The sequence below is a fragment of the Sphingopyxis microcysteis genome (assembly GCF_012274265.1).
Lineage (GTDB): Bacteria > Pseudomonadota > Alphaproteobacteria > Sphingomonadales > Sphingomonadaceae > Sphingopyxis > Sphingopyxis microcysteis.
Genome location: NZ_JAANYY010000003.1, coordinates 533820 through 547116, shown reverse-complemented (window position 1 = coordinate 547116; position 13297 = coordinate 533820). Strand labels below are relative to the sequence as shown.

The 13297-nt window shown below is 66.5% G+C and carries 5 protein-coding genes; 4 read left to right on the top strand and 1 reads right to left on the bottom strand.

What is annotated here, in order from left to right:
• Positions 1 to 133 precede the first annotated feature (133 nt).
• Complete coding sequence (locus G9408_RS10365) at positions 134 to 2521, bottom strand: penicillin acylase family protein (RefSeq protein ID WP_168453908.1); 2388 nt, start codon at positions 2519 to 2521, stop codon at positions 134 to 136.
• A gap of 421 nt (positions 2522 to 2942) precedes the next feature.
• Here G9408_RS10365 and G9408_RS10360 point away from each other — a divergent pair, with 421 nt between their 5' ends.
• From G9408_RS10360 to G9408_RS10345, 4 genes are all read left to right on the top strand, one after another.
• The gene (locus tag G9408_RS10360) at positions 2943 to 5984 is read left to right on the top strand and encodes a TonB-dependent receptor plug domain-containing protein (RefSeq protein ID WP_168453907.1); all 3042 of its coding nucleotides are present in this window, start codon (positions 2943 to 2945) and stop codon (positions 5982 to 5984) included.
• A 152-nt stretch (positions 5985 to 6136) separates the two neighbouring features.
• Positions 6137 to 6748, top strand: a complete 612-nt coding sequence (locus G9408_RS10355; RefSeq protein WP_168453906.1) for a TetR/AcrR family transcriptional regulator — start codon at positions 6137 to 6139, stop codon at positions 6746 to 6748.
• A 260-nt stretch (positions 6749 to 7008) separates the two neighbouring features.
• Entirely contained in the window at positions 7009 to 8373 is a 1365-nt protein-coding gene (locus tag G9408_RS10350) for a PAS domain-containing protein (protein WP_168454111.1), read from the top strand.
• Positions 8374 to 8537: 164 nt separating this feature from the next.
• Positions 8538 to 13259 (top strand): NAD-glutamate dehydrogenase, encoded by a 4722-nt coding sequence (locus tag G9408_RS10345; protein WP_168453905.1) that lies wholly within the window; start codon positions 8538 to 8540, stop codon positions 13257 to 13259.
• Positions 13260 to 13297 lie beyond the last annotated feature (38 nt).

Genomic DNA, 13297 nt, shown 5'->3' with positions numbered 1-13297 from the left:
AGCTTGATCCGTTCGTGTCGAGCGAAGTCGAGACACCCATCGGGACGGCGCCGGTTCGAGGGGCATCTCGACTTCGCTCGATGCGAACGGGGAATTGGGCGCAATAGAGTTGCTGTTTCAGCCTACGACGCCATCAATTCTTCGCAGGCGCCAATATCGTCCGCCCCACCGCATGACGATCCACCGCAGCCTTGCTGAACCACAGCGGCTGCATCGCCCCCGCTAGCCATTTGGGGTAAAAGTCGCGGTAACGCGGAGAACGCGGATCGGCGGACTGGCCGGGGAGCAGCAGGAAGCGGCTGTTGTCCCACGCGCCGACGTCGGCGACGAACAAATAGCTGGCGCCATGCGACACATTGAACCCGCGCCGCGAATTGAAGCCGCGCGCCATCGGCGTCGTGCCGTCGCCCCCCGACCGGCCGCCCTCGATTTTGGGAAATGCCGCCGCGATCGCCGGGATCGACGATGCCAGGGGGTGCGCGATCATCACGCGGTGCAGGTCGCCCCACTGCCACTTTGCGGGGTCGCTACCGCCAAGCTCGATTGCCTTTTGCCAGCCTGCCACCAGTGCGCGGTCGATCATGGCATCGCGCGCCGCGGCGGGATCTTCGCCCAGCCGCTGGTCGGGCGTTCCCAGGATGCGCAGCATCTCGGACAGGTTGACCGTCGGGATGAGATCCTTTGCCGCCGCGGGAACCACGCGGTCGCGGAAATCGGTCGCCAGCGCCACCATCACCATTTCGAACAACAGCGCCGCCGCGCTATCGGCCTCGATCCCGCAGTTCCAGCGCCTGAGCAGCGCCGCCGCTGGCGCCGCCTCGGCTGACATATTTGCGGGAAGCAGTTTCAACAGCGCGCGCGCGGGCAGCGACTGGACGTCGTGCTGCAACGCGATACTGTCTGCGATCCGGTGCTTCGGCTGACTACGCAGCACCTCGGCGCAGCGGTCGTAGCGATAGGGATCGCTCCAGTTGAAGCTGATGATCCGCTCGCGATAGGGATAGTTCGCGGGCAGATTCATCTGGTTTGCCGATGCGAACCAGCCTTCGGGCGGGTTATAGACGTGCGGCATATCCTGGACCGGCAGCAGTCCCGTCCAGTCGAAATCGCCATCGCCGGGGGCAGGAAACAGCCCGTCATGCTTCGGCCGCCGCGGGGTAAAGCCAATCGTCTGCCACCCGGTATTGCCGTCGATGTCGGCGTAATGGAGATTGGTCGGCGACACGTGCAGCTTGAAGGCCTGCTGAAGCGACGCCCAATCGGTCGCCAGATTGATCGCGATGATCGCGAATTTCATGTTGGCGCCCGGCAGCATGCTGACCGTGGCAAAAGCGACGGCGCGATTGCGCGCGGCGTCTTGCGACACGATCGGGCGGCCATCGGCATAGCGCAGCGTCACGCGCTCGGGCGGCGCGCCCTTGACGATGATCTCGTCCTCATGGGTTTCGAACGCGCGCCATTTGCCCTTGTGCCAATATTGGTTCGGGTCGTCCGGATTGGTGCGCAGGATGAACAGGTCGGTCTGGTCGATATGGAAATTGGTGCGACCGAACGCGAAGCGGTCGGTGTGCCCCTGCATGATCCCCGGTAGCCCCGGCGCCCCCGCGCCGATGATGTCGAGCCCCGGTGCGGTCATATGAACCATGTGCCGCGGACTGGCGCCGCCGATGCCCAGATGCGGATCGTTGGCCAAAATCGGCCGTCCGGTCGCGCTGCGCGAAGGCGAAACGGTCCAGGCATTGCTGCCGAGGGCAAAGCGGTCGCTGCCGCGCAATTCGGGATCGAGCGCCGCTTCCTGGATGGCGTCGAACGGCACCGGGCGGGCCGCGGGATCGAGCACGCCCAGATCGGCCTCGCTGACGGCGGCGACGTCGAGCCCCTCGGGTACGGTAAAGGCCCAGGCGGGGCGTAGCGGCGCAAACAGCTGTTCGGCGTCGAGCAGGCCGCGCGTGTGCAGTTGCGCGCGGCGCACCTCGTCGTCGGCGTCGCCCATGCCGATGCCGCGGCTGCGCACCAGGTCGCGCACGTCCCAGCGCAGCGGGCGAATCCCCAAAATGCCATATTCCAGCGGCAGCGCGGTGGGATCGGCGGCGAGTTCGTCGATCCGCGCATTGACCCCGGCGACATAGCCGCGCGCGCAGTCGAGCACGTCGGGCGGCAGCGCCGCCAGTTCGGCGTCGATGTCACCGCGATAATGGAACAGCCGCGCGGCGCGGTCGGCGGCGACGAAGCGCGGGCCGAAGGCTTCGGCCATCCGCCCCATCTCGCGGCGGCGTTCCATGTCCATCTGGAACAACCGGTCGCGCGCAACCAGATAGCCTTGCCCGAAAAAGGCGTCGTGGCGCGATCCGGCGCGGATGTGCGGCACGCCCAATTCGTCCTCGATGACCTCGATCGGCGCGCGCGACCCGGCGAGGTTCACCCGTTGCGTGCCGCCCTTGACCCGTGGTTTCGCGAGAAGGCTTCCCGGCATCGCGACAAGCGCGGCCGAGGCGAGCAGGAACGCGCGGCGCTGGATCAACGAAACTTCCCCGACAAAATGACCGATGACGAAGCGTCAGCCTATCGTAGCATGGGGTCGCCACCCCATAGCAAGCGGGGCGCCTCCTATAACTGCAAGCTATCCGCCGCCGCGCCAAGGCGTTCCGCGATGCCATGCCCTGTGGCTATAGGTCCATATCGTCAGGGTCAGCGCGAAGCGGTTGACCGCCCGTAACCACCCTGTAACCTTCCCGTCACGGACCCGGCTGTCGGCGCGAAGGACGCGCAGCGGCAATCGGGCCGTGAAGGTCGAAAGCCGGAAAATCATAACAAGACGGCATAAGCAGCCGTCAGGCAGTCAGGGCGGACATAGTGGGGGCGCGCCAGCCCGGTGCATCGGTGCCGGGAACCGCATCGAGCGATGCGCGGCGCGCCGTTGGGCAATGAAGGGGACGTTTAACATGCGCTATCTTGAACGAAATCGCCGGTCGCTGGGCCGCAGCAGCAGCTTTGGCGCGGCGATGACTGCGCTGGCGCTCGTTCACAGCGCGCCGGTGCTGGCGCAGGAAACGGCGGCGCCCGCCGATTCCATCGAGGCCGCAGACGCCGATCAGATCATCGTCACCGGTTCGCGCGTTGCGCGCGACGGGTTCCAGGCGCCGACCCCACTCACTGTGCTGAGCGAAACCGAGATCCAGAACAGTTCGCCGACGAACAACATCGCCGACTTCGTCAACACGCTGCCGTCGCTTGCAGGTTCGACCCGTCCGTCCAACTCGCGCCTCAACATCTCGAGCGGTCAGGCGGGCATCAACGCGCTCAACCTGCGCAACCTGGGGTCCGAACGCACGCTGATCCTGGTCAACGGTCGCCGTTCGGTGGGGTCGACGATCACCGGGCTGGTCGACATCAACACGATCCCGCAGGCGCTGATTTCCAGCGTCGAGGTCGTGACCGGCGGCGCGTCCGCGGCTTATGGTTCCGACGCCGTCGCGGGCGTGGTCAACTTCGCGCTCAACAACAAGTTCGAAGGCCTGAAGTTCGAGGCCGACAGTGGCATCACCCAGGAAGGCGACGGCTTCAACTATTCGTTCAGCGCCGCGGCCGGCATGGCGTTTGCGGGCGGGCGCGGTCACGTCCTGCTCAGCGGCGAAGTCGCGCACAATGACGGAATCCTGCAGGTCGATCGCGACTGGAACGCGATCGGGTTCCTGCGGTTCGAAAATCCGGCCTATCTGGCGAACGCCAATTCGGGGGCGCCGCAATATATTTTCGTGCGCGGTGCGGGGCCGACCAACTCGACCCCGGGCAGCATTATCACAAACTCCGCAGGCGGTGCCGCCAACCGACTGCGCGGCATTTATTTCGGCAGCGGCGGATCGGTAAACCAGTTCGTCTGGGGCGATCTGACCTTCCCTTCGCCCACCGGCACCGCGGTGCCGCTGCGCACGCGGGGCGGTGACTGGCGCGTCAATGATTCGGGGCGCAACATCGGCCTCGACCCGCGCGACGACCGTTACGGCGTGTTCGGGCGCCTGAGCTACGAGGTCGGTGACAATGTCGAGTTGTTCGCCGAAGCCGCGTACAACAAGCAGGAAGTGCTGTTCAACGCGGGGCCGAACCTGCAGACCGGGATCGTGCTCAACGCGACCGGCTGTACCCAGACCCCGGTTCCGATCACCTGCAACGCCTTCCTGCTCAACACGCTGGGTGCCGCAGCGCTGCAGGGCATCACGAGCGTCACCATCGCCACGACCTCGGCCGATCTGCCGTTCCGCGGGATCAACAACAAGCGTGAAGTCCAGCGCTATCTGATCGGCGCCGAAGGCCAGTTCGACGCATTCGGCAAGACCGCACGTTGGGACATTTACGGTCAATATGGCCGCGCCGACCTGCGCGAACAGCTGCGCGACATCCAGAATATCGCGCGCATCAACGCCGCCCGCGACGCGGCCTTCGCGCCTGCCGGAAGCGGCTTTCCGACCGGATCGATCCAGTGTCTGATCAACGTCGACGCCAATCCGAACAACAATGACGCGGCGTGCGTTCCGCTCAATCGCCTCGGCCTTGGCGTCGCCGATCCGGCGGCGATCGATTATGTGCTGGGCGATCCGTATCGCAAACAGCGGCTGGAACAGATGGTCGTCGGCGCCAACCTGTCGCTCACCCCGTTTGCGACCTGGGCTGGCGACGTCAGCATCGCGGTCGGCGCCGAATATCGGAAGGAAAAGATCAGCGGCTTCGTGCCCGACGAATTCCAGCCGGTACCGACGCGCGACGTGAACGGCAACGTCATTGGCGCCACCAACCGCTGGTCGGTGGGCAATTACCTGCCGAGCTTCGGGTCGTACAACGTCAAGGAAGCCTATCTCGAAACCGTGATTCCGCTCGGCTTCGGTCTGGAATTCAACGGCGCGGTGCGCGCGACCGACTATTCGACCGCGGGTTATGTGACGACGTGGAAGGCGGGCGCGACCTGGCAGCCGATCGACGACATTCGCCTGCGTGTGACGCGGTCGCGCGACATTCGCGCGCCCAACCTCAACGACCTGTTCCAGGCGGGTACCGCGAACAGCGATTCGGTGAGCAACCCCGGCTTCATCACCGGCACCAGCCCGTCCTTCGTCCCCGCCGGTCAACCGCCGCAGGCCGGTTACAGCTATTCGGGCTTTGCGACGGGCAACACCGACCTGACCCCGGAAAAATCCGACCAGTGGAACGTCGGCGCGATCTTCACGCCCCGTTTCCTGCCCGGGTTCAATCTGGCGGTCGATTATTTCGACATCCGATTGAAGAGCGGGATCAGCGCGTTCAGCGCCCAGCAGATCGTCAATCTGTGTTTCCTGGGCGAACAGGCATTCTGTAACGCGATCAGCGTCGACCCCGCACGCACGCAGAATCCGGCGCAGCCCTATCTCGTCATCCTGACGCGCCCGTTCAACGCGGCGAGCCAGAAGGTCCGCGGCGTCGATATCGACGCATCCTACCGGATCCCGATGGCACAGGGCAGCGGTGCGTTCACGATCCGCGGGCTTGCCACCCGGTATCTGGAAAACCGCTTCAACAGCGGCGTCCCCGGGACGGTGGTGCTCAATTCGGTCGGCGTCAACGGTGGCCAGACCACGACGCCGAAATGGATCTACCGCGTCAGCGCCGCTTACGACGATGATGATTTCAGCATCACCGCGGTGGGCCGCGGGGTGAGCGCGGGCAAATATGTCGCCAACGGCATCGAATGCCAGACGACCTGCCCCGTCTCGACGGTCAACGCGCCGACCTATGAACGCAATCGCATCAAGGGCGCCTTCTACGTCGACCTCAACCTGACGCAGAAATTCTCGGTCGGCGGCGACGATGGTCGCGGCGAGTTCTTCATCAACGTGACGAACCTGCTCAACGGCGACCCGATCCTGCTGCCCGAAACCGGGCTCGCGGCGAACAGCACCTATTCGGATCTGCTGGGCCGCGCCTTCCGCGTCGGGGTGCGCTTCAACCTGAAGTGATCGCCGGCGAACGAGCGAATATGGGGGAGGGCCGCCGCGGCTCTCCCCTTTTTCGTTGAGGCAAAGCCGAAAATGTCCACGCGGACGGTTGGCGGCGTACCGATCGGGCGCCGCTGGACATTTTTCAGCGTCTAACTTATATACCAGCCGTTATGGAAATCGAAGCCGCCACCGCCCCGAAAGGCCGTCCGCGCGAGTTCTGCGTCGATGCAGCGCTGGCGGCGGCGCTGCGCGTGTTCTGGTCGAAAGGCTATGAGGGCTCGTCGATGGCCGACCTCACTGAAGCGATGGGGATTACCAAGCCCAGCCTCTACGCCGCGTTCGGCAACAAGGAAGCGCTGTTTAACAAGGCGCTCGATCTCTATGAGCTCGAAAAGACCGACTATATGCGCGCCGCGCTCGACGCGCCGACCGCGCGCGGAGTGGCCGAACGGCTGATGCACGGCGCGCTCGACATGTACAGCTGCCCCGAAAATCCGGGCGGCTGCCTTGGCGTGATCAACTCGGTCGCTTGCGGCGCCGAGGCCGAATGCATCCGCGAAGCCGTGGTGGCGCGCAGCGCGGCGGCGAAGCAGGCGATGCTCGAACGATTTACGCGCGCCAAGGCCGAGGGCGATTTTCCCGACGATGTCGATCCGGCCGGGCTTGCGGCGTTTCTGACCGCGATGAATCAGGGGATGGCGGTGCAGGCGGGCGCGGGCGCGACGCGCGCCGAGCTTGAGCGGCTGGTCGAAACCGGCCTCAAGCTGTGGCCGGGACGCTGATAGAAGAAGTTTACTGACCGGTACAGAAAGCGCTTGACGCCGTCCCGGCTATTTATATACTTCTCAGTACATAAACGGGCTCTCCCCCCGGACCGGCCGCCGCGTGGCAAAGATCGCGCGGCGGCCGGAACCTTCTGCTTCCGCTCGGCGCCATCCTGTTTGGCAACGCCGCCGCCCGGCAGCGCGCGGGGCATCGTTTACGCGGCTTTTACCAGTTCTGGTGCATGACATTCCCCGATGTTTATGGCTGGGGATAAATGATGGACAGCATGCGCGGACTGCTTTCGGGCAGCCACGACCAGGATGACGGCGCGATCGATCCGCCGGCGTCGGTCGGTGTCGACGAACGGCGGATGCAGGTGCGCGCCTATAATTACTGGGCGTCGTTGCTCGCCGACCGCGCTTATCCCTCGGTCGAGGATCTCGATCTGGAGGGCGCCGATTTCGGGTCGCACGCCGTGCTGCTCGATTTTACCGCCGGCGTCGAAAACCCCGGCATCGCCTTTGTCGGCGACCGGCTCCGCGCGGAGTCGCAGATCGACGAGGATGTTCATTACATCAGCCAGATCCCCGGCCGTTCGCTGCTGTCGCGGCTGACCGACCATTATCTGCAGATCATCGCCAACCGGGCGCCGATCGGCTTCGAGGCCGAATTCGTCAACGATCGCGGCGTCACCATCATGTACCGCGGCATCCTGCTGCCTTTCTCGTCCGACGACGACACGATCGACTTCATCATGGGGGTGATCAACTGGAAGGAAGCGGTGCCTGCCGATCAGGCCGCCGAGTTGCAGCTGTCGGTCGAACAGGCGCTGCGCAGCGCGGCGCCGCTGACCGCGCCGGTGCCGGTGTGGGCCGACGGCCCCGATAGCGAACATCTCGACGATGATGTCGACGGCCATGGCGACGCAACCCCCGGCTTTGGCGCCCTGATCGACAATAAGGACGTGCCGATCGTCGTCGGGCCGACCGCGGACGATGCGTCGGAGAACGACCTCGACATCGGCGAGGATCCGGGCGCCGACGCCGAACTCGCCGACTGGCTGGCGCTGGCGCGCGAGACCGCCGAGCGCGCGATCGCCGCCGATAGCCGCAGCCGCGGCGCGCTGTATCAGGCGGTCGCGAAGGCGTGGGATTTTGCACTGGTCGCCGAACAGCAACCCGACGCCTTTGCCGCGCTCCTCGACGACGCGGGGCTGGCGGTGCAAGAGCGCGCGCCGATGACGCCGGTGGTCAAACTGGTATTCGGCGCGACCTACGACAAGACGCGCCTCGCCGAATATGCCTGTGTACTGGGCCATGCCAAGGACGAAGGCGTTGGCCGCGGCGAACTTGCCGCCTATCTCGATCGCTATCCGGGCGGGCTGAAAGGCCTGGTCAAGGATGCGCGTGCGCGCCGCAAACCCGCGCGCGAAGACGGCGCGCGGGTCGATGACAAGCTCGACGCGCTGCGCAGCGCGCACCCGGCGATCATCCTGGAACATGATGCCGGCGATGCCGAATTTGTCGTGCTGATCGCGCGGACCATGCCCGGCGGGCATATCGGCATCGTCGCCAAGGCCGCCGACGATCCGGCGCTGATCACCAAGCTCGCGCGCAAGGCGGTCCCGATCACCGGCGGCTGAGTCCGACCGCGTAACAGACAAACCAAGATTTGAAATAAATTAACATGGGCGCGCGAACGAGGCCTTGAGCCGCGCGCGCCACAGGCGCATAGGGTGGGGAGCGAACGGACCCCCGCCGATCGTCGGCAGGGATCCCCGTGTTTTGCTTCGGGATGCTGCACTTTATGTCTCAAAATTCGTCCGCCACGCCGGCAACGGACACGCCAACCACCGACACCCCCAAAGTCCCCGCCAAAATCGCCGCCGCCTATCTGGCGGCGCTGCACGGCAGCGCGCTGCCCGGCGAGGGCGACGATATGGACAAGGCGGCGCTGGCCGACGCCAGCCAGTTTGCGGGGCGCGCGTCGCTCGATCGCACCGCCGACACCCCGTCGCTGCTGCTCGAACCGATGGCGGCCGACGGCACCGACCGCCGCATGCGGCTGGTCATCGTCAACGACGACATGCCCTTTCTGGTCGATTCGACCTCGCAGATCGTCGCCGCGCAAGGGCTGGCGGTCCACCGCATCCTTCACCCCGTCGTCGCGGTAAAGCGCGACGCGCAGGGCCATCTGGTCGAAGCGGGTGAGGGGCCGACGCGCGAATCGGTCATCTATATGGAACTCGAACGCGGCGACGCCCGCGCGCGGCGGCGCCTGCTCGACGCGCTCGAAGCGGCGCTGCGCGACGTGCGCGCCGCGGTCCGCGACTGGCGGGCGATGCGCGCCGCGATGCTCGCCGACGCCGCGATGCGCGCCGAGGGCGAGGGCGCTGAACTGCTGCGCTGGTTCGAGGGCGGGGCGATGACCCAGCTCGGCCACGAATGGCGGACGCGCGACGGCAAGGTTCAGGAGCCGCTGGGCGTCAGCGAAAGCGGCGAGAGCCAGCTTTTGTCACCCGCGGCGCTCGATGCCGCCTTCGCCTGGTTCGACGCTCAAGAAAAGACGGGGGGCGGCCCGGCGCCGCTGCTGATCAAATCGAACCGCCTGTCGGCGGTGCATCGCCGCGTCCTGCTCGACCTCGTCATCGTCCCCGAAATGAAGGGCAAGAAGGTCGACCGCCTGTCGATCCATGCCGGTCTGTGGACCAGCGCCGCGCTGTCGACCCCGCCCGCCAAGGTGCCGGTGCTGCGCGCGCAGCTCGACACGCTGATGGCGAAATTCGGGTTCGATCCCGCGGGCCACGCGGGCAAGGCGCTGGCGCATGCGCTGACCGCGCTGCCGCACGACCTGTTGATCGCGTTCGACGGTGCGTCGCTCGAAGAGCTGGTGCTCACCTCGATGTCGATCACCGACCGGCCGCGGCCCAAGATCGTGACGGTGCGCAGCGCGCTCGGTCGTCACCTGTTCGCCTTTGTCTGGCTGCCGCGCGACGAAGTATCGACCGGCCGCCGCATCGCGGTCGAAGCGATGCTGGTGCGCGAGGCGAAGGCCGGGGTCATCGGCTGGACGATGGTGCTCGAGGATGGCGGCGCGGCACTGCTGCGCTACACGCTCGACCTGCGCAGCGGCGGGGTGGTCCCCGACACGGCCGCGCTCAATACCCAGCTGGAACAGATGGTCCGCGGCTGGCAGCCCGAGGTCGAGGCCGCGCTGGCGAAGCGCGGTGATGCGGGCCGCGCGGCGGCGCTGGCGGCGCGGTTCGCGCCGATGTTCCCGCCCAATTACCGCAACCTCTACAACCCCGAAGAAGCGGCGCGCGACATTCTGCGCCTGCGCGATCTGGATGCCGAGCGCCCGCGCAGCGTGCGGCTCGCGAAAAAGAGCCTCGACGGCGATGACCGGCTGCGGCTGAAGGTGTACAGCGCCGCGGGTCCGCTGGCCTTGTCCGACGTCGTCCCGGCGCTCGAACATTTCGGGTTCGAGGTGCTGGAGGAAATCCCGACCGCGCTCGGCCATGGCCGGGCGCCGGGGGCGGAAGCCGACGATGAATTGCCGATCGTCATCCATGATTTCACGCTGCGCCTGCCCGCCAATGTCGACGAACTGGCGCTGCTGCCCCATGCCGAAGTGCTCGAAGGCGCGATCGCCGCGGTGCTCGACGGCAAGGCGGAGAATGACGCGTTCAACGAACTGGTGCTGACCAACCAGACCGATCCGCGCGCGATCGTCTGGCTGCGCGCCTGGTTCCGCTATCTGCGCCAGGGCGGTTCGGCCTATGGCATGGACACGGTGGTCAGCGCGCTGCGCCACGCCCCGGCGCTGAGCGCGGCGCTCATCGAGCGTTTCACCGCGTTGCACGATCCCAAGGGCCGCGACGCCAAGCGCGCCGAAGCGCTGGAGGCAGAGATCCTTGCGGGCTTCGCCGACATCAAGTCGATCGACGAGGATCGCATTCTGCGGCTGTTCCACGCCGTCATCGGCGCGACCTTGCGCACCAATGCCTTTGCGCCCGCTGCGGCGGAAGCGCTGGCGTTCAAGATCGACAGCAGCAAGGTTCCGGGCCTGCCCAAGCCGCTGCCGTGGCGCGAGGTCTGGGTCTATTCACCGCGCGTCGAGGGCATCCACCTGCGCGCCGGTCCGGTCGCGCGCGGCGGGCTGCGCTGGTCCGATCGCCGCGACGACTTCCGCACCGAAATCCTCGGGCTGATGAAGGCGCAGCGCGTCAAAAATGCGGTCATCGTGCCGACGGGCGCCAAGGGCGGTTTCTATCCCAAGGCGCTCCCCGACATCTCGCTCGACCGCGACGCGTGGTTTGCCGAAGGCACCGAATGCTACCGGATCTTCATCCGTTCGCTGCTGTCGATCACCGACAATCTGGTGGCGGGCAAGGTCGTGCATCCCAAGGGCGTGGTGATCCACGACGGCGACGATCCCTATTTCGTCGTGGCCGCCGACAAGGGCACCGCGACCTTCTCCGACGTGGCCAATGCGCTGGCGATGGAGCGCGACTTCTGGCTCGGCGACGCGTTCGCGAGCGGCGGGTCGAAGGGTTATGACCACAAGGCGATGGGCATCACCGCCAAGGGCGCATGGCTGTCGGTGCGGCGCCACTTCGCCGAAATGGGCGTCGATGTGCAGAGCGACACGATCCGCGTCGTCGGGTGCGGCGACATGTCGGGCGACGTGTTCGGTAACGGCATGCTGCTGTCGAAGGCGATCCAGCTGGTCGCGGCGTTCGACCACCGTCATATCTTCCTCGACCCCAATCCCGACCCGGCGAAAAGCTGGAAGGAACGCGAGCGGATGTTCAATCTGCCGCGGTCGAGCTGGGAGGATTATAACAAGAAACTGATCTCGAAGGGCGGCGGGGTGTTCCCGCGCAGCCAGAAGAGCATTCCCCTGAGCGCCGAAGTGCAGGCGCTGCTTGGTCTGTCGGTGTCCGAAATCGACCCGAGCGGGCTGATCTCGGCGATCCTGAAGGCGCCCGCCGATCTCCTATGGTTCGGCGGCATCGGTACCTATGTGAAGGCCGCGAGCCAGAACAATGCCGAAGTCGGCGATCCCGCCAACGACGCGCTGCGCGTCGATGCCGAGGATCTGCGCGTCCGCGCGGTGGGCGAGGGTGCGAACCTCGGCACCACCCAGGCGGCGCGTATCGCCTTCTCGGCGAAGGGCGGCCGCATCAACACCGACTTCATCGACAACAGCGCCGGGGTCGATTGCTCGGATAATGAGGTCAACATCAAGATCGCGCTGAACCGCGAGATGGCCGAAGGGCGGCTGAGCCAAGAGGATCGCGACGCGTTGCTCGTGCGGATGACCGACAATGTGTCGGACCTGGTGCTCGAGGATAACCGGCTCCAGGCGCTGGCGCTGTCGATCGCCGAACAGGGCGGATCGGCGGCGGTCGCCTCTTACGTCCGTCTGATGGAGACGTTCGAAGCGTCGGGCCGCCTCGACCGCAAGGTCGAAGGGCTGGCGGCGAACGACGAGTTGCTCCGCCGCGCGGCCGAGGGGCGCGGGCTGACCCGCCCCGAACTCGCGGTGCTGCTGTCGACCGCCAAGCTGGCGCTGCAGGATGCGATCGAGGACAGCAGCCTGCCCGACGATCCGGCGCTGGGCAGCGACCTTGCCGCCGCGTTCCCGGGCGAGATGCAGCGCGATTTCGCGGGCGCGATCGCCGATCACCAGCTGCGCCGCGAAATCATCGCGACCAAGCTGGCGAACCGCATCGTCAACCGCATGGGTATCGTCCATCCCTTCGAGCTGGTCGAAGAGGAAGGGTGCGCGCTTGGCGACATCGCCGCGGCATTCGTCGCGGTCGAACGGCTGCTCGACCTGCCCGCGCTGTGGGACGCGCTCGACGCGGCCAAGATCGACGAGAGTGTCCGCCTGTCGCTATTCGGTCAGGCGGCGTCGGCGATGACGTCGCAAATGGCCGACCTGCTGCGCGTGACGCAGACGCTGGCGCAGCCGGGACCGGTGGTCGCGCGGCTCGAGCCCGGGGTCGATCGCCTGAACGCCAGCGTCGACGGACTGCTCAGCCCGTCGGTCAAGCGCCAGTGGGACATGCTGACCCAGCAATTGCTCGACGCGGGCGCGCCCGAGGCGCTCACTGCCGCGGTCGTGCGGCTGTTCAAGACCGACGGCGCGATCGGCATCGTCGACCTTGCCGAGCGGCGCGGCGACGACGAGGTCGCGGTGACCAGCGCCTTCACCCATCTGGGCGAAGCGCTGGGGCTCGACTGGGCGCAGACGCTGGCGGCGCACATGAGCCCCGGCGACCCGTGGGAACGCCTGCTGGTCAACAGCCTGGCGCGCGATTTCCAGCAGATGCGGCTGACCTTCCTTGCTGGTTTGCCGAAGGGCGATCTGGACGCGGCGGTGACCAAATGGCTGGCCGATCATGCGCCGCGCGTGGCGCAGTTCCGCGCGACGGTCGACCGGGCGCGGACGATTCCCAACCCGAACGGCGCGATGCTGTCGCATATCGCCGGGCAGGCGCGCGGGCTGCTGGGGCGGTAGGTAATACGCCCTCCCCTTCAGGGGAGGGCAGCGAGACT